We start from the raw sequence: 18,609 nt of genomic DNA, 5'->3' as shown, positions 1-18,609 counted from the left end.
TTTGTACTATTAGAGAGAATAAAATGAAAACAAAACAAACTAACCAAATGATTATGCCTATTTTACCATTACGTGATGTCGTTGTTTTTCCACATATGGTAATCCCTCTCTTTGTTGGTCGTAATAAATCAATACGTTGTCTTGAAAGTGCAATGGAAATGGACAAACAAGTTTTTCTTGTAACCCAAAAAAATCCTTCACAAGATGATCCTGAGATTGATGATTTATATGAAATTGGTACTGTAGCAAATATTTTGCAATTACTTCAACTGCCTGATGGCACTGTAAAAGTATTAGTTGAAGGCGTCGAAAGAGCGAAAATTGTTGATATTGTTGAACAAAAAGAAGATGATTTTTTCGTTGCTAGTATTCAACCATTGCATGAAAAAAATAAAGATAGTGATTTAAATGAAGCTTTAATGCGGGTAGTACTTTCTAATTTTGATGATTATGCAAAACTGAATAAAAAAGTCACACAAGAAGTTGTCGATTCAATTCGATTAATCAAAGAGCCTTCTCAACTTGCTGATTCAATTGCAGCTACGCTATTTTTAAAAGTTGAACAAAAACAAGAGTTACTTGTTACCGCTAATTTAGAAAAGCGTTTTGAATTGCTTATCTCATTGATGGAAGCGGAAATTGATTTATTACAAGTTGAAAAAAATATCCGCCAGCGCGTTAAACAGCAAATGGAAAAAGCGCAAAAAGAGTATTATCTTAACGAACAGATCAAAGCAATCCATAAAGAATTGGGTGATATTGATAATAAACCTGATGAATATGAAGAACTAAAAGAGAAAATTACTAAGGCAAAGATGCCTCAAGAAGCGACCGAAAAAGCATTAGCGGAGCTTAATAAACTCAAAATGATGCCGGCAATGTCTGCTGAAGCAACAGTGGTTCGTGGTTATATTGACTGGATGATACAGATTCCGTGGCATAAACGTTCGAAAGTCAAAAAAGATATTGAAGCAGCACAGAAAGTTTTGGATAAAGATCATTATGGTTTAGAGCGAGTTAAAGACCGTATTTTAGAGTACTTAGCCGTACAAGGACGAGTTAATAAGGTCAAAGGTCCAATTTTATGTTTAGTTGGTCCTCCAGGGGTAGGTAAAACATCGTTAGGTCAATCTATTGCTAAAGCAACAGGTCGTCAATATGTACGTATGGCTCTTGGTGGTGTTCGTGACGAAGCCGAGATTCGTGGTCATAGACGTACTTATATTGGTTCTATGCCTGGTAAATTGATACAACGTATGGTTAAGGTCGGTGTCAAAAATCCGTTATTTTTACTTGATGAAATTGATAAAATGGCATCAGATATGCGGGGTGATCCTGCTTCTGCATTATTAGAAGTACTTGATCCAGAACAAAATAATGCATTTAGTGATCACTACTTAGAAGTTGATTATGACTTGTCGGATGTGATGTTTGTTGCTACGGCGAATTCAATGAATATTCCTGCTCCTTTATTAGATAGGATGGAAGTCATTCGTCTATCAGGCTATACCGAAGACGAAAAATTGAATATTGCAAAGCAGCATTTAATTTCGAAACAGATTGAAAATAATGGATTAAAATCAAAAGAAATAGAGATTGATGATTCAGCGATTATCGGCATTATTCGTTATTATACTCGAGAGGCTGGTGTACGTAGTTTAGAACGAGAAATTGCCAAAATTTGCCGTAAAGTGGTTAAGCAATTAGCCTTAAACAGTAAGTTGAAAAAAGTAACTATTACGCAAGATAATTTGAAGGATTTCTTAGGTATTCAACGGTTTGATTACGGTAAAACTGACAACGAAAATCGCGTAGGGCAAGTTATTGGTCTTGCTTGGACAGAAGTTGGTGGTGATTTATTGACAATTGAATCGGTGAGTGTTCCTGGTAAAGGAAAACTAACATACACAGGCTCGTTAGGTGATGTTATGCAAGAGTCTATCCAAACGGCATTGACGGTGGTACGTTCTCGATCAGAAAAATTAGGTATTAATAGCGATTTTTACGAAAAACGCGATATACATGTACATGTTCCTGATGGTGCGACACCAAAGGATGGACCAAGTGCTGGTATTGCCATGTGTACATCATTAATTTCGACACTAACGGGTAATCCTGTCCGGTCAGATGTTGCCATGACAGGTGAAATAACTTTACGTGGTGAAGTGTTACCTATTGGTGGACTAAAAGAGAAATTACTGGCAGCACATCGCGGTGGCATTAAAACAGTAATTATACCAAAGGATAATGTTAAAGATTTAGAGGAAATACCTGATAATGTAAAATCAGAAGTTGATATCAGACCTGTTCAATGGATTGATGACGTGATCACCATTGCATTACAAAATAATCCATTTGGTATCGAACCACTGAAAAAAAACATTAAATTAAAACCCTCTTCAAAAAAGGCTACAAAAGTAGTGAAAACTAAAATTCCTACACATGCCCGATTGAATTAATCATCCTTAAAATTAAAAAGATCAACTGATGTTGATCTTTTTTTTTATCTCGGATAATTCCGATAATAGCCAATTTAACTAAATATGCTATACTTGCCAAATTAAAACTTAAGGTGTATGGAGAAAAGCAAGAAATGATGGATACAATCCGTAAAGCGGCAAATAATATTGTCGTTAAGATTATTTTTGCAATCATTATTTTATCTTTTATATTTACAGGGATTGGTTTTTTTGGGTTTGGTGGTAGTAACAAAGCTAACGATGCTACACTATATATTGCAAAAGTTGATGGAGAAGGTATTAGTCGAGCTGAATTTGAAGCACGCGCAAAAGAAGTTACCTCAACGTCAATGGGTGATCCTGCATTTATTAAACAACTTCGTCGGAACGTATTTTATTCTGAAATTACCAACTATTTAGCCTATAAATTTTCTCAACAACTTGGTGCAAATATAAGTAATGACCAAGTAAAAGAGTTTATAAGACAGCAAAGAGTATTTTTTGACAATGGTAAATTTAGTAATGAAAAATATTTAGACCTCTTAGCTGCCAATGGTTACACACCAGATACTTATGGTGAAGGTATAAGATCATCTTTACAACAACAACAAGTCATAGACGCTCTAATCAATTCGAGTTTTGTTTTACCTGTGGACTCAGAAATTTCTAAATTGAAGGAGCAAACTCGAACCATTTATACAGCAGCGATTAATCCCAATATTGTTAATCTCGATGATGTGAAAATTACGTTAGAGGATGAGCAAAAATATTATGACGAACACCAAAGTGAATTTTATAAAAAAGAGAGAGTGAAATTTAATTATATTTTAAATGAAGAATATCAATATAATAAAAAAATTCATGTCAGTGGTGATGAGGTAAAACAAGAATTTAATAACAATATTAAAGATTATACTTTTCCTGCAAAAAAATCTTATAGTGTAATTTATATCAAAGATAAACATGAGGCTGATGATATTGTTAATGAATTAGCATCAGGTAGCAATTTTGAAAGTATTGCTAAAACTGTTAATCAAGATAATGCATCTCCATATGGTAAAAATGGTTCATTAGGTTGGTTTGTTGATGATGATTCTTTACCACAGGCATTTAAAGATGCACACTTGGATACAATAGGGCAAATATCTAATCCTATTGCTGTTGATGAAGGATATCTTATTGTCAAATTAGATGATATTCAACCCGCTAAAGCAATGGATTTTGATTATGCTAAGTCTATTATCGAATCAAAACTTAAGAATTCGAAAATAAAAAATGCATTTGAAACTGTAGAACAGAAAATCCAAGCTGCAGTTAACAAAAATCCTAATTCATTAGAATTGATTGCTAAAGAATCTGATTTACCACTATTTAATTCTGATTGGGCTTATTTTAATGATGTATCAACTATTTTACGTTATCCTGAAGTTAGAGATGTTGCTTTTAGTGATGAAATGATAGTTGATGGTAAAGTAACAGGTAAAGTGTCTGAAATGATAACCGTCGGACAAGGTTTAGATTTGTCTGATTTTGTCATTCAGGTGGTTGATTATCGACCAGAAGGTATTGCACCTTTTGATGAAGTTAAAGATGAAATTAATAAAAAATTACATCAAGATATTGCCAATAGTCGTTTTCAAGCTACTGTTAATAGCACAATGGAACAATTAAATAATAAAGGTAGTTCGGCAAATGTGCAATTTTCCAAAAATTATACTCTACATCGTAATGACAATGATCTCGATGCGCGTGTTATAAATATGGTGTTTGATCTGGTACCTTCAACAACATCTAAACGCGTGTATGGCGTAGAATATTTGAATGATAAAAGCGCAACAGTTGTTGTGTTAACGGGTGTTAATACCCCTAGCGAATCGAAAGATATATCATCAGAATTATTACCATTATTCATGAATAATACCTATTATTATTTAGCTGAAGATATCCGTTCTAAAGCTAAAATCGAAATAATGCCGGATGCAAATTTGTGATGTAGTTCGTAAAATTACAGAAAATTTGTTTAATTTAGAAAAGTCACTTAGGTGACTTTTCTCATTTTTTAAATGATTAACGCCATATAGTTTTATTCAATGACATAGTAATAAAGCATATTAATTGCATAACTATATTTAAGAGGTTAATCAAATGAAACTATTTTCCCTAATCTGTCTTTTATTATCGAGTCTAGCGTTTTCTAATGTAAGTTTAGCTGATAAGTTACCTAATGAAGTAGCTAAACAAGATCAGCAACAAATCACTCAAGTCAATATCAATACCGCTTCGGCAGAGGAACTCACAAAAGTATTAACAGGAATAGGCGCAAGTAAAGCTAAAAAAATCGTTGAGTATCGTGAAAAATTTGGGCCTTTTGTTTCAGTAGAACAATTAAAAGAGGTATCAGGTATTGGTCAAGCAACATTGGATAAAAATGCTGGTAAAATAGCATTATAACGTAATTAGGCAGTCGACTGAGAACCTCGTCGGCTGTTTATCTAGATGGCTTCGATTAATTATCTATAGGATCAACATCTATGCTCCACCTAACTTTGCTTGATTCATTCCATTTTTCTATTGTTATAATTAATTGATCTAAAATAGTTTGAAGCTTTTGTCGATTAGTATGTTGTACTAATAACTGCCAACGGTTGTACCCCGCTTTTTTGGCTTGATTTGCTGGCATTGGACCAAGTAACCATAAAGCAGGATCGTCACAATGCATTTTTAACCACTCATCTATACGTTGTAAAAATGCTGGTGCATATTGATTATTACGATCTGCTGCACGAATTAATGTCTGGTAACTAAATGGTGGTAATAAGGTTTTTTGACGCTCTAGCAACGTCTGTTTGGCAAACTCTTGATATCCTTGATGAAGCAAAATATTTAATAAAGGATGATCTGGATGATAGGTTTGTAAAATGACTTCACCTGCTTTGGCCTCACGTCCTGCTCTACCAGATACTTGCGTATAGATTTGTGCAAATCGCTCTGTTGCGCGAAAATCACTTGAAAACAATGCACCATCAACATCAACAATACCAACTAAAGTAACATTCGGAAAGTGATGGCCTTTAGCTAAAATTTGGGTACCAACTAAAATGTGAGCACCACCTTGCTCAATAGTTTGTAAATATGTATCGAGTGCACCTTTTTTAGATACAGTATCACGATCAATTCGGCTAATTTTTATTTCTGGAAATAATATTGCTAATTGTTTTTCAAGTTGTTCGGTACCAAATCCAACGGGTACTAAGTGCGTTGAACCGCATTTAGGGCATTGTTTAGGTACCCCTCTTGGGGTATCGCAATAATGGCAACTGAGTTTATTTTGCTGTTGGTGAAAGGTATACGGTCTATCACAACGTGGGCACTCAGCAATCCAACCACAATCATGGCATATCAATAAAGGTGAAAAACCTCGTCGATTTAAGAATAACATGACTTGATTGTTATTGTTTAGATGTTTTTTTATTTGTTCAATAAGGGGTTGAGATAATCCAGCCGATAAGACTAATCCTCTTATATCTAAGATAGATTGTTTTGCTAGTTGTGCATTTCCTGCTCGTTTAGTTAACTGTAATAATTGATAACGGTGATTTTGGACATTATTCAAGGTTTCAAGTGACGGTGTTGCAGAACCTAATAATATAGGGATATTATCGAATTTGGCACGAATAATGGCTAAATCCCTTGCATTATAACGCCATCCTTCTTGTTGTTTATAAGAGCTATCATGTTCTTCATCAATAATAATTATGCCCAAGTCTTTAAACGGTGTAAAAACTGAAGAGCGAGTACCAACGACAATGGCATTTTCACCATTCTTACTCCTTAACCAAACATTCAACCGTTGCTTATCGGTTAATCCTGAATGTAAAATATCGATCGGTGCGTTAAAGCGTTGTTCAAAACGTCTAATTGTTTGTGGCGTTAAACTAATTTCGGGTACTAATACTAAAGCCTGCTTGCCTTTTGCTAAAATGCCAGTAATGACATTTAAATAAACTTCCGTTTTACCTGATCCAGTGATCCCTTCTAACAAAAATACTGAAAAATGATCATTTTGTTGATTGATGGTATTAATAGCTTGGATTTGTTCGTTATTTAATACAATAGTATTGCGATTAGTTGAAAAACTAGATTGCCATGGAATGTTATTTGGTTGTTGACTGATTTGGGTAATCAATTGTTTTTTTTGTAACTGATGATATACAGTTAAGCTTAAATCTGAATCATGCAACTGATTATTTCTAAATAAAGATAATAACAATTTTTGTTTTGGTGCTCTTGATAATGTATTTAAATCAATATGTTGACCTAATTGCGTCAGTTGCCATTGTTTAATTTCATCTTGGCAAGCTTTGCGACCTTGGCGTAACAAAATAGGCATAGCGTGAAACAAAACTTCGCCAATGGGATAATGATAGTAATTAGCTGCCCAATTTAATAATTTCCAAATTGAATTTGTGAACAACGGTTGCTCGTCAATTATTGAGACAATTGATTTTAAGTGTTCAATTTCAATGTCGGTTTGCTGATCTATTTTAACAATAATACCTATAGCAAAACGTTTACCAAAAGGGACTGTTACCCGCATACCCACTTGAGCAGGTGAAGTTAAGCAATAGTCATAAAGTTGGTAAAGCGGTACCGGTAAGGCTACATGAGCGATCAGCATTAAGTGTCACAAGTAAAATTAATCAAGGTCAATATTGTACTGAGTTTTTATATAACTCGCAAAAGCTAGCTGACATCATTTGTTTTTTATGGATTTTATCTAATAAGTTTGCGATTAAACTTTAAAATTTAAATGGTAACCCATTGATCGAAATATGGTATCGTTTTATAAAATTTGTTATCTTGGCAGATTAGAATTAGTGATATTTTTTAAGGAATACAAAATGCCAGAAAACTTTTCACATATTAATCATAATGGTGATGCACATATGGTTGATGTGTCCAATAAACAAATAACGGCACGGGAAGCAAGAGCTGAGTCACAGGTTATGATGAACTCAGCAACATTAAACATGATTATTGAAGGTAAACATCACAAAGGTGACGTTTTTGCCACTGCTAGAATTGCAGGTATTCAAGCCGCTAAAAAAACTTGGGAACTTATTCCCCTTTGTCATCCGCTTTTACTGAGTAAAGTTGAAGTTAATATTGAAGCTGATATTGTTAATTCTTGTGTTAGAATTGAGTCCGTATGTCGATTGCAAGGTCAAACAGGTGTTGAAATGGAAGCATTGGTTGCTGCATCTGTAGCGGCTTTAACGATATATGATATGTGTAAAGCTGTACAAAAAGACATGGTTATCACTCAAGTAAGATTATTAACTAAAACGGGTGGTAAATCGGGTGATTTTGCTATCTAATACTAAAATAGTCAAAGTATGAATAGAATTATTTTTTTTGCTCAAATAAGAGAGCTCATTGGTGTTGAAAGTATCTTATTAGATGTTAGTCAATTGTCGATTTCTGACCTTTTACAAAAATTAAGTCAGCGAGGCAATAAATGGTCAATGGCATTAACAGAGAAAACTGTATTATGTGCTGTTAATCAATCATTGGTCGATTTTGATTATATAATACAACCTGATGATGAAATCGCTTTTTTTCCTCCTGTGACAGGCGGCTGAAAATATGGATATCATTCAAGTTGGTGATGAGCAAATAGATGCCAACAAATTAAGTGCTTGGTTATCAGAACTATCGCAAGACGGTGCGGTTGTAACATTTATAGGTAAAGTTCGTTCAGTTGACGAGCTGCCTCTTAGCCTTTTTTTAGAACACTATTCTGGCATGACAGAAAAAGTACTACGTCAAATTGTTAATCAAGCTCGTGAGCGTTGGCAATTAAGTCGTGTGGCCGTGATTCACCGAGTAGGTGAAATAAATAATAATGAACAAATCGTTTTTGTCGGAGTCAGTAGTGCCCATCGTGCGGATGCTTTTGCTGCAGCTGAATTTATAATGGATGTATTAAAAACACAAGCGCCTTTTTGGAAAAAAGAACGTACAGGTAATGGGGATAATTGGGTCGAGCCTAAAAATTCTGATATACAAGCATTGAAAAAATGGCTTTAATCTCCATTTAATATATAATAGATTGAGTATGTTACATAATATTTTATAAGAGGTAAAGGATGGCAAATTATTCATCTAATAGTTCAATAATCGAAAAATCGACAAGTCGTGTACAAACCTATATGAGTCATGTTTACGGCTGGATGACTGTTGGACTATTATTAACAGCTTTAGTTGCATGGTATGCATCAACTAATCTGCAATTATTACAGTTATTATATCGAGGTATGTGGGTATTATTAATTGCTGAGCTAGGGCTAGTTTTTGTTATTTCTGGTTTTATCGATCGTTTATCTGGCGCAGCGGCAACCACATTGTTTATGCTCTATTCTGTTTTAAATGGTTGTACATTTTCTATCTATTTTATAGTTTATACTTCGTCTTCGATTGCGAGTGTATTTTTTATTACAGCAGGCATGTTTGCTGCGATGGCTTTTTATGGCTATACCACAAAACGTGATTTATCAGCCTTCGGTCGCTTTTTATTTATGGGACTAATTGGTATTGTGATTGCCTCATTGGTTAATCTCTTTTTAAAGAGTGAGCCATTAATGTGGGCTGTAACTTACATTGGCGTGTTTGTTTTTGCAGGATTAACTGCTTATGATAATCAAAAACTTAAAGAGTTAGGCGAAAATATATCTTATGATGATCAAAATGTATTTAGACGCTTTGTCATTTTAGGTGCATTAACTTTATATCTTGATTTCATTAACTTGTTCATTATGCTGCTAAGGATTTTTGGCGATCGTCGATGATGGTATTTTTATAGATTTAAAGGGCTCTATTAAGAGCCTTTTTTGTTAGTTTTTTATTAGTAATTTGTTTTTTTAGTCTTTTATATTAAAATTTTCGCGGAAAATACTGTGTTTTAATATAGAATACCGTTTTTTATTTCTTATATACTTAATATTAAGTTTAATATTAGAGAATTACTGTGAAAAAATTATATTCCTTTGTTCTAATAAACATTTTTATTTCATCAATCATTGCCATTCGTTATTTTGTTGTTCCTGGAGCGTTATTTAATTGGACCGGAATTACTTTTTCAATTTTCGCAGTAATTGGACACTTTTTCTCAGTTTATTTATTGCTTTTAATTATTTGTATTCCGCTGCTTTGGATAAAACCATGTCTTCGTAATCTCATTTTGATTGTATTATTTGGTTTTTTTCAAATTGGATTATTTATTGATACTATTGTTTTTCAACAATACCGATTTCACATAAATCTCTCTGTTATATCAATGGTATTTTCTGGGCAAGTGGTGGATTTTTCGCTATTCACTTATTGCTTGATGTTGACATTAATCATTGCTTCACTTTGCCTAGAGTGCTTTATTCTTTATTGGATTAATAACAAATTTGCAATAGCACACACTAAGTCTAAATTTCTACGTTTATCTACTATTTTTCTTATTTTTGCTTTTTTTATTAGCCATATTGTGCACATGATTGCTTTTTATTATGCTTATTCTCCAATTATGGTAGTAAAAGAATATATTCCCTTATATCGTCCGTTTACATCAAAAAAAATAATGGAATTTTTTGATAAACAAGGGCAACGAAAAGTTATTTATGAAAAAGATGATGAACATACAGGAATTCATTATCCTAAACATACGCTTATTATTAATTCTGATAACAATAAACCTCAAAATATTATGTTTATTGTATTAGACTCTTGGCGTTATGATACATTTAGTGAGCAAATTTCTCCTAATACTTATCATTTTGCACAACAAAATAATGGTGTTATTTTCAATAATCATTATTCAACGGGTAACGCTACTCGGACAGGTATCTTTGGGTTATTTTATGGTATCCCTGGTACTTACTGGGATGCCTTTTTGCGTAATAGTGTTCCATCTTTGTTCGTTACGACATTACAAAAAGAAAATTTTAATATTGGTATTTTTACCTCAGCTAAGGTGACTGCCCCTGAATTTGATCGTACCGTATTTGCAACAATTAAAAATTTAAGAATAAGTAGTCATGATGGCCCAGCTTCAAGTCGCGATAAACAGATCACAAACGATTGGTTAGCATGGTATAAACAACGTGATACCTCTAAACCAAGTTTCTCATTTTTATTTTATGACGCACCTCACGCTTATGATTTTCCAGATGATTTTGAGGTAAAATTTAAGCCAATTGGTGACCTTGATTATATGACATTAAATAATAATACTGATCCTGTGCCAATTTTCAATCGTTATAAACAAAGCGTCTATTATGATGATTATTTATTGCAAAATGTTTATGATGAACTAATTAGATCGGGAACGTTGGATAATACGTTAATTATTATTACTGGTGACCATGGCCAAGAAATGAATGATAATAAGCTTGGTTTTTGGGGGCACAATGGTAATTATACCGATGCTCAAACCAAAGTTCCGTTTATCATTATTGGCGCTAAAAATTTAGAGCAGTTAAAAGATAATGCCGCTAAACTGACTAGTCACGAAGATGTAGTACCGTCATTAATGAAACATTATTTATATGTGGAAAATGATATAAGTGATTATTCAACAGGGTATGATTTATTTAACCCAATCACTAATCGTAACTGGTTATTGATGTCAAATTATAGTTCCTATGCTGTTCGCACACCGGATAATATTTATCTTGTTAACAGACTAGGTATTAGTCATTATATGGATTCGCACAATCATGAGATTGATGCAACGCCTAACTATAGCTATATCCAAGCGGCAATAGGCAATATGCGTTATTTTTATCAACCTTCGAACTAGTTATTTCTCTATCCTTTTATTCAAAAGGATAGAGAAGATATTCTTAACGAACATCAGCGCAGTTTAAACAATAAATATAGCGGTTTTGGCTATCGTGAAATTTATTCCATAAAGACACTTGTTGTTTTAACTGTTTAGCTTGTGGTAATTGATCAAAAAATATTTCGGCAGTTGATTTTGGCAGCATTGTTAGCATTTCAGAATAAAAACTATTGAACCAACTGACATCAGGTTTAAGCCAGTCAATTTTGTAATCCGTTAAATTGGCCAATGTAGCGGCTGTTTCGATAGCATCATCAAAATCACCAAGTTTATCAACTAAACCAATGTTACTTGCTTCTGAACCTAACCAAACTTGACCTTGAGCTATTTTATCCACTTGTTCTGTTGACATATTTCTTGCTTTAGCAACCAATGAAATAAAGGTATTGTATCCATTATCAATATTCATTTGTATTAGTTGGCTCATTTCATCCGGTAGATTTCGAGTAACACTATTATTTGCAAGTGGTGATGTTGTTACACCATCATTGTAAACACCAATGTGAGATAATGATTTTTCAAAGGTTGGAATGATACCAAAAATACCAATAGAGCCAGTGATTGTATTCGGACTAGCAATAATGTAGTCTGATGCTGTCGATATCCAATATCCACCAGATGCGGCCATTCCGCCCATTGAAACTACTACAGGAATTTGATAACTGCGTAGTGCTTCTAATTCACTGCGAATGGCCTCTGAGGCGTCAACACTTCCGCCAGGACTATTAACTCGTAATATAACAGCTTGAACATTTTGATTATCCAAGTTGTTACGGATATTTCTAAGCTGTTCAACAATATCTTGGCTGCCCGCTATATCAGTATTATTTTCACTGTCAGTTATCGTACCATTGACAAAAACAACAGCGATTAATGGTTTATCGTCAGTTTGTTCATCTTTTTCTGTCAATTTATAGTCATAAATACTTAATTGATGTTGATTCTGAACAATATCGAGATCATATTGATAATTGGATGCAACAACGTCAACTAAACCAGTAGATAAAGCATATTGACTCATACTTCCTTTAGCTGCTTTTAACTCTGACAACATATCAGTAGGATTTGGAACTAATTGACTAGGGGCTTTTTTACGTTGTGCTGAAATATCATTAAGATAATTTTCCCACATGGCTGAAAGCCAGCGCGTCGTATTGCTTTTTGCTGCATCTGACATATCGTCTCGAATGAATGGTTCAATTGCAGATTTGTATGTGCCTACTCGGAAAACATGAGTATTAATTTTTAAGTTATCTAATAAGGTTTTATAATACAGATTATTGGCTGATAACCCGTATACACTGACTGCACCTAATGGTGTTAAATAAATTTTATTGGCATAACTGGCTAGATAATATTGGCTTTGATTAAAATTGGAACCAATTGCATAAATTGGCTTATTGGCTTCTCTAAATTTGGATAAATATTTACCCACATATTGTAATGAGCTCATATCTGCCCCAACAAAATTATCCAATTTTAAAACCATACCATCAATATTAGGATCTGTTGTTGCTTGCGCTATTTTTTGTGTTAATTCAAATAAACTATTTTCACGAGAAGTATTTACTTTTTTGCCATATATTTTATTTTGTAATGCATAAATCTCATCGTCATATCGCGTACTATCAACAATAACACCTTCTAAATCAAGTACAAGCGTGCCATATTGTGGAACGACATCCTGTTTTTTCAAATCTTTTATCAGTTCAATACCACTAAAAATAAGAATAATAGCAATAAAAAATATTATATTTAGAAAAATTTGTCTAAAAACGTTGATGGTTTTCCAAATTAATTTTATGACTGATAATACAGATATCATAATTAGCCCTTTTAGTCGTAATGTTAGCTTTTCGCTTCTATATTTCGTTTTTTGAAATATTTTTTATCTTCAAAACGCAAGCATGTTAATTTACCGCCCCAACAACAGCCAGTATCGAGAGCATAAATATTATCTGGAGTACCTTTACCATTTAAAGCGGCCCAATGGCCAAAAGCGATACTGTATTGAGCTGGAATTTTTGAAGGTAATAAAAACCAAGGTTTAAGTTTTGTAGGCGCTTGATCTGGTGATTTTTTGAAATAAAAATCAAGTCGGCCATCTTCATAACAAAACCGCATTCGTGTGAGTGCATTAGCAATGTAACGTAACCGATCTAATCCTTGTAAATCACAAGACCATTCATCAGGGAAATTACCGTACATTTTGTCGAGAAAAAGTGGATATGAATCACTCGATAACATAACATTTAAGTCATTGGCACATTTTTTTAATGTATCAAGATCCCATTGAGGTGAAATACCCGCGTGAGTCATAATCAGTTTTAACTTTTCATCTATTTGAACTAATGGTTGTTTACGTAACCAATTCATTAATTCATCGTAATCAGGCGCATTGATCACACTGTCAAGATTATCTTTCTTTTTTGCTAATGTTACATTGGCATAAATCGATAATAAATGTAAATCATGATTACCTAAAACTAAACGAATTTGACTACTTAAATTTTTTACAAATCTAAGCACGTCTAACGATTTTGGTCCTCTGGCAACCAAATCACCGGTTAACCACAAAGTATCAGATGATGAAAAACTCGCTTTATCAAGCAAACGCATAAACTCATCATAACAACCATGAATATCACCAATGATTAGGTTTGCCATAATATTATTTCCATGCGTTTGCAAGTTTACAATATTGTTGTACTGACAAATTTTCAGCACGTAAATTAGGGTCAATATCTAATTCAATTAATTGGTCTGTTGTAAACATATTACTTAAACTATTGCGAATCGTTTTGCGTCTTTGATTAAAGGCTTCTGTAGTGATGCGAGAAAGTATTTTAACATCATCAACTAAATAAGGTTTTTGTTTGTAAGGAATTAACTTGACAACAGCAGAGTTAACTTTAGGTGCCGGTTTGAACGCGGTAGGCGGAACTTCTAACACAGGAATAATTTGGCAATAATATTGTGCCATTACACTTAATCTTCCGTAATCTTTACTATTTGGTGCCGCGACAAGTCGCGTGACTACTTCTTTTTGTAGCATAAAATGCATATCATCAATGATATTGGCATATTCAAATAAATGGAACATTAACGGTGTAGAAATGTTATAGGGTAAGTTACCAAATACTCTTAATGGTTTACCTAATTGTTGATTTAACTCATTAAAGTTAAAGGTTAGAGCATCTTGTTCAATAACAGTTAATTTATTGTTTAATAAAGGATTATCAATCAATCTACTGGCTAAATCTCTATCAATTTCTATAACTGTTAGATGGTCAACATATTTACTGACTGGCACTGTTAATGCAGCTAGACCAGGACCGATCTCTACAAGAGCCTGATCTGATTTAGGTTGAATAGCTGCGACAATACTTTCAATAATATAATCATCATGTAAAAAGTTTTGCCCGAATCGTTTACGGGCAAAGTGACCTTGGTGTACACGGTTAGTCATGTTTTTCTTCACCTGTGATTTTGATATAAGCATCGCCTTTTAATTCTTGGATCCATACTTGCGCTTCTTCACCAAATTTACGGTTGAAAATTAATCGATAAGCTTGATCTTGTTTCACTGCATTTGTACCATCAGTCTGTTTAGTATCGATTAATTGGATCAAATGCCATCCAAACGATGATTTGATTGGTTGACTAATTTCGCCTTTTTTTAATTGAACTAATGCATTTCTAAAACCAGCATCATAAACATCGGCTCGACTCCAACCTAAATTACCGCCACTTTCAGCAGAACCTGGGTCTTGAGAATTAGCTTTAGCTGCTGCTTCAAAGGTTGTCGCTCCACTTACTATGGATTTACGGATATCAGACAGTTTTTGTTTGGCAATTTGGTCTGTTACAAGCACATTAGTTTTAATTAGGATATGGCGAGCATTAAATTCATCAATGGTGAATTTTTTCGGTGCTTCAGAACGTGTATCATCAACTTTTAAAATATGTAATCCAACACCGGATCGAATTGGACCAATAATACTTCCTTTTGGTGCTCGAATTAATCTTTCTTCAAAAATGGTAGGTAATTCATTGAGTTTATGCCAGCCCATATCACCACCTTTTAAAGCAAGATCATCATTTGAATATGAGGTCGCTAATTTCGCAAAACTTTCACCTTTTTCGGCTCGACGGATAATGTCGGTTGCTTTGTTAGTCGCATCATCTATTTGTTGTTTAGAGGCTTTTTCTGGAACGGATATAAGAATATGGCTTACTTTAACATCTATATTGTTAGAGGTTTGTTGAGACATATTTTTAGCTAAGTTTTCGACCTCTTTTTCAGAGATTTTAATTCTTGGTCTGACTTCGTTCATTCGGGCTTGATCTATTAACATATCGTTATGTATACGTTCACGATAAGCGCTATAACTTATTCCCATTGTTGAAAGTTTGCTTCTAAGTTGATCGATTGTCATACCATTTTCTTCTGCGATTTTAGCAATCGCATTGCTCACTTGATCATCACTCACTGTAATTTTAGCTTTAGCGGCTTTTTGCAAGATTAGATTTTCAACAATTAAACGATCAAGAATTTGTTGCCTCAGTACGTTATCATTTGGCAAATTACGTGGATCAGTGCTTGCTTTTATAGTTTTTAACATATCATTAACGTCACTTTCTAATATGACATTGTTATTAACTACTGCAGCAACTTGCTCAACGACTTTAGCGGCAGCATTAGCTGATAAAGGATTAATCACTGCTATACTTAAACTTAAGTTTAAAGCGATAAGTAATTTAGATATTTTCATATTATTCAACTCATTTTATTTGCTACAGTTGACAATAACTGTAATTAAGTTAATTAGTTATGTTATGCGTTACTAATATAATTATTCAAACGCTGTTGTATAAGGTAGTTTACCAAAATTCAACATTTTTGCTTTTACATCACGATTGTGGCCTAGACCCATTAACTCAAAATTAACTGAAAGTTTATTTTCATATTTACTATCATGGGATATCCAATCCCAATCTGTCAATTTACGTCCATATTGAACAGTCATACCCCAACAGCAGTCACTATAATGTAATCCAACTGAACCATCTGCGGTTTGCCCCAATTTAATATCATAATAATAAGAACCAACAGCATCTATAGTTTGAGATAATGGCCAAGTAGTCACAATACCTGCTTGGGAAATATCTTGTTTATAGCCTCTATATAACGAACTTTTATCTACCGTATTGATATAATTATGATTAGCATAACGATATGATAGCTGTAGTAATTTCTCACTTGAAGGGCGATATTCAAGTATCGTGTTGGCTAAAGAAATAGTATCAATACGGGTATCGTATTGTACGCCACTTCTAAAAATCACATCGTCAGTAATACGCCAGAAATTATCCGATGCCCAAGTAATACTACCTGTATCAGAATTTTTGTCTATTTCGGTATTGTGTTCACTGGTTTTTGATTTAGTAAAATAGGTGATTTGTCCGATTGATAAATTAAATTTTTCTACCTTGCTTTCATCGTAAAAACGGGTCGTCACACCTGTCGCGATATTATTAGCTGATGCAATGCGATCTAACCCACTATAAGGGAGATCTCTAAATAGACCGATATAATCGTATTGTAAGAAAGTAGAATCATAGCTGCCAATATTTGACTGATTGCGATATGGAATATATGTATATTTTACTCGTGGCTCTAAAGTTTGGGTATAACCCTCAATCAGATCAAAATCACGCTCAAAAATGACTTTTCCATCGATACTAAATTTAGGCATAAAACGATTAACACTCTTGTCTAAGTTTTGGTATCTTTCAATAGATTTTTTTATATTATCTTGGTTGTAGTGCGTTGCCATTAAACCACCAGACGCACTTAATGAAGCCCATGTATTGGTGATAGTATAATCAAGAGTAGGTTCAATATGTGCACGCCAAGCTTTCGGATTATTTTTGCCTGAACTTAAAAAGCGTGATACTTGTGAAAAGGTTTTGAATTTAAATGGACCAAAATCATAATTATAATAGTTCATATTTAATTGTGGTTGAGTTTGGTATAGTGAATCTCTAACTCCATCATGGAATGCTTGGAAGTGTCTATAACCCAGAGTAATATCCCAACTAGGATCATTGTAGCCAATTTTATAAAATTGAGTTAAATATCCAGCTGTTTGTGACGCATATTTAGAGTTCAAATCTGTTAGATATTGATTATCGCTTACTCTTGTAGTATCTGCCTTAAAACGCCAATTGTAATTAATTAACTCATCGTTTTTCCAGTAGAATAACCAACGATGGCGGTTATCATCATAATTTTGACCATTTAATAATCTATCTCGATCATCATCATATTTGTTATCATGTTGTAGCCAGTCAAAAGCTACAGTACCTAAACCTAATTGATTTAAATAGCGGAACTCTGTTTGTAACTGAACGCCTCTACGCTGTAATATTCTTGGGGTAAATGTTGCATCATAGTTAGGTGCAATATTCCAATAAATTGGTAACGAAAAATCAATACCATCGACACTATCATAATTTAAATTAGGCATTAGCAAGCCTGAACGGCGTTTATCACCAGTTGGTAACTGTAAATAAGGTGAATATAAAACCGGTACTTTCCCAATACGAAATACTGCATTCCATACTTCAAGTAATTGCTCTTCATTATCATGAATCACTGTGCTACCTTTTACACTCCATGTGCTGTCATCGACAGGACAAGATGTAAAACTACCATTTTTCAAAATAACATAGCGATTTTTTTCAAGCTTCATCTCGTCGGCGTTACCACGGCCTAGTCGGTTAACCAGATGATAATCACTCGGTGTAATATTAGCATCATTATTATCAAGATTCATCAAGGCATCATTGCCTTTAATTCTTATCAAATTATCTTGATAAGTAATATCGCCTTGCAAAGTAACAAGTCGATTATTTTTATCATGAGAATCAATCGTTACTCTATCTGCTTGTACGGTACGATTGCCTTGTTCGACAACTACATCACCTTGATAAATTATTTTGTTTGGATAAAGTGCTTCAAACTGGTTTGCTTCAGCATCAACAGGCAGTGTTTGGATATCACCCTCAACTAATGGGCGATCGAATTTAGGCACATCGATGAGGCATTGTGGATTATTAATAATAGCTTTAGGTAATCCGATAGCATAACTGCTACTATTATAGAGACATAGAGTAACGGTTATTGCGATAAATGAAGGCGCTAATTTTTTCATTAATGATTAAAAGTAATGATGATTATTTTAATTTAAGCAT

The 18,609-nt window shown here is 33.6% G+C and carries 14 protein-coding genes; 8 read left to right on the top strand and 6 right to left on the bottom strand.

Annotated elements, in window-relative coordinates:
- Window positions 1-23: 23 nt before the first annotated feature.
- From lon to J3U63_RS08660, 3 genes are all read left to right on the top strand, one after another.
- Window positions 24-2,459, top strand: a complete 2,436-nt coding sequence (gene lon / locus J3U63_RS08670; RefSeq protein WP_267371289.1) for an endopeptidase La — start codon at window positions 24-26, stop codon at window positions 2,457-2,459.
- 134 nt (window positions 2,460-2,593) lie between these two features.
- Window positions 2,594-4,450, top strand: a complete 1,857-nt coding sequence (locus J3U63_RS08665) for a SurA N-terminal domain-containing protein (protein WP_267333612.1) — start codon at window positions 2,594-2,596, stop codon at window positions 4,448-4,450.
- A gap of 154 nt (window positions 4,451-4,604) precedes the next feature.
- Window positions 4,605-4,910, top strand: a complete 306-nt coding sequence (locus J3U63_RS08660) for a ComEA family DNA-binding protein (protein WP_267343983.1) — start codon at window positions 4,605-4,607, stop codon at window positions 4,908-4,910.
- A gap of 55 nt (window positions 4,911-4,965) precedes the next feature.
- On the opposite strand, the gene priA is transcribed toward J3U63_RS08660, so the two are convergent.
- Window positions 4,966-7,137 (bottom strand): primosomal protein N', encoded by a 2,172-nt coding sequence (priA, locus tag J3U63_RS08655; RefSeq protein ID WP_267371287.1) that lies wholly within the window; start codon window positions 7,135-7,137, stop codon window positions 4,966-4,968.
- Between the two features lie 223 nt (window positions 7,138-7,360).
- Here priA and moaC point away from each other — a divergent pair, with 223 nt between their 5' ends.
- From moaC to J3U63_RS08630, 5 genes are all read left to right on the top strand, one after another.
- Window positions 7,361-7,837: a cyclic pyranopterin monophosphate synthase MoaC gene (moaC, locus tag J3U63_RS08650; RefSeq protein WP_267333609.1), complete on the top strand. Its 477-nt coding sequence runs from the start codon at window positions 7,361-7,363 to the stop codon at window positions 7,835-7,837.
- Between the two features lie 18 nt (window positions 7,838-7,855).
- Window positions 7,856-8,101, top strand: coding sequence for a molybdopterin synthase sulfur carrier subunit (moaD, locus tag J3U63_RS08645; RefSeq protein WP_267343980.1), 246 nt, complete (start codon window positions 7,856-7,858; stop codon window positions 8,099-8,101).
- A 4-nt stretch (window positions 8,102-8,105) separates the two neighbouring features.
- Complete coding sequence (gene moaE, locus J3U63_RS08640) at window positions 8,106-8,549, top strand: molybdopterin synthase catalytic subunit MoaE (protein ID WP_267371284.1); 444 nt, start codon at window positions 8,106-8,108, stop codon at window positions 8,547-8,549.
- 59 nt (window positions 8,550-8,608) lie between these two features.
- Complete coding sequence (locus tag J3U63_RS08635; protein WP_267343978.1) at window positions 8,609-9,307, top strand: Bax inhibitor-1 family protein; 699 nt, start codon at window positions 8,609-8,611, stop codon at window positions 9,305-9,307.
- A gap of 179 nt (window positions 9,308-9,486) precedes the next feature.
- Complete coding sequence (locus J3U63_RS08630) at window positions 9,487-11,307, top strand: sulfatase-like hydrolase/transferase (protein ID WP_267371281.1); 1,821 nt, start codon at window positions 9,487-9,489, stop codon at window positions 11,305-11,307.
- A 43-nt stretch (window positions 11,308-11,350) separates the two neighbouring features.
- Here J3U63_RS08630 and sppA read toward each other — a convergent pair whose 3' ends face one another.
- From sppA to lptD, 5 genes are all read right to left on the bottom strand, one after another.
- Window positions 11,351-13,174 (bottom strand): signal peptide peptidase SppA, encoded by a 1,824-nt coding sequence (sppA, locus tag J3U63_RS08625; protein WP_267347548.1) that lies wholly within the window; start codon window positions 13,172-13,174, stop codon window positions 11,351-11,353.
- Window positions 13,175-13,197: 23 nt separating this feature from the next.
- The gene (apaH, locus tag J3U63_RS08620; protein WP_267343975.1) at window positions 13,198-14,016 is read right to left on the bottom strand and encodes a bis(5'-nucleosyl)-tetraphosphatase (symmetrical) ApaH; all 819 of its coding nucleotides are present in this window, start codon (window positions 14,014-14,016) and stop codon (window positions 13,198-13,200) included.
- Window positions 14,017-14,020: 4 nt separating this feature from the next.
- Window positions 14,021-14,818, bottom strand: a complete 798-nt coding sequence (gene rsmA / locus J3U63_RS08615) for a 16S rRNA (adenine(1518)-N(6)/adenine(1519)-N(6))-dimethyltransferase RsmA (protein WP_267343974.1) — start codon at window positions 14,816-14,818, stop codon at window positions 14,021-14,023.
- A complete protein-coding gene (gene surA, locus J3U63_RS08610; RefSeq protein WP_267343973.1) occupies window positions 14,811-16,124 on the bottom strand; it encodes a peptidylprolyl isomerase SurA in 1,314 nt (437 codons plus the stop codon). The genes rsmA and surA overlap by 8 nt, the downstream gene beginning before the upstream one ends.
- Window positions 16,125-16,205: 81 nt before the next feature.
- The gene (lptD, locus tag J3U63_RS08605) at window positions 16,206-18,569 is read right to left on the bottom strand and encodes an LPS assembly protein LptD (RefSeq protein ID WP_267333601.1); all 2,364 of its coding nucleotides are present in this window, start codon (window positions 18,567-18,569) and stop codon (window positions 16,206-16,208) included.
- Between the last annotated feature and the right edge of the window lie 40 nt (window positions 18,570-18,609).

Source organism: Gilliamella sp. B2838 (assembly GCF_026536185.1).
Classification (GTDB): Bacteria; Pseudomonadota; Gammaproteobacteria; order Enterobacterales; family Orbaceae; genus Gilliamella.
Note: the sequence above shows the minus strand (reverse complement) of the source record. Positions and strands in the feature narration are given on the sequence as shown.

Bases quoted from the DNA above. Each gene is read 5' to 3' on its own strand.
- lon (WP_267371289.1), top strand. From the start codon at position 24: ATGAAAACAAAACAAACTAACCAAATGATTATGCCTATTTTACCATTA.
- J3U63_RS08665 (WP_267333612.1), top strand. From the start codon at position 2,594: ATGATGGATACAATCCGTAAAGCGGCAAATAATATTGTCGTTAAGATT.
- J3U63_RS08660 (WP_267343983.1), top strand. From the start codon at position 4,605: ATGAAACTATTTTCCCTAATCTGTCTTTTATTATCGAGTCTAGCGTTT.
- priA (WP_267371287.1), bottom strand. From the start codon at position 7,137: ATGCTGATCGCTCATGTAGCCTTACCGGTACCGCTTTACCAACTTTAT.
- moaC (WP_267333609.1), top strand. From the start codon at position 7,361: ATGCCAGAAAACTTTTCACATATTAATCATAATGGTGATGCACATATG.
- moaD (WP_267343980.1), top strand. From the start codon at position 7,856: ATGAATAGAATTATTTTTTTTGCTCAAATAAGAGAGCTCATTGGTGTT.
- moaE (WP_267371284.1), top strand. From the start codon at position 8,106: ATGGATATCATTCAAGTTGGTGATGAGCAAATAGATGCCAACAAATTA.
- J3U63_RS08635 (WP_267343978.1), top strand. From the start codon at position 8,609: ATGGCAAATTATTCATCTAATAGTTCAATAATCGAAAAATCGACAAGT.
- sppA (WP_267347548.1), bottom strand. From the start codon at position 13,174: ATGATATCTGTATTATCAGTCATAAAATTAATTTGGAAAACCATCAAC.
- apaH (WP_267343975.1), bottom strand. From the start codon at position 14,016: ATGGCAAACCTAATCATTGGTGATATTCATGGTTGTTATGATGAGTTT.
- rsmA (WP_267343974.1), bottom strand. From the start codon at position 14,818: ATGACTAACCGTGTACACCAAGGTCACTTTGCCCGTAAACGATTCGGG.
- surA (WP_267343973.1), bottom strand. From the start codon at position 16,124: ATGAAAATATCTAAATTACTTATCGCTTTAAACTTAAGTTTAAGTATA.
- lptD (WP_267333601.1), bottom strand. From the start codon at position 18,569: ATGAAAAAATTAGCGCCTTCATTTATCGCAATAACCGTTACTCTATGT.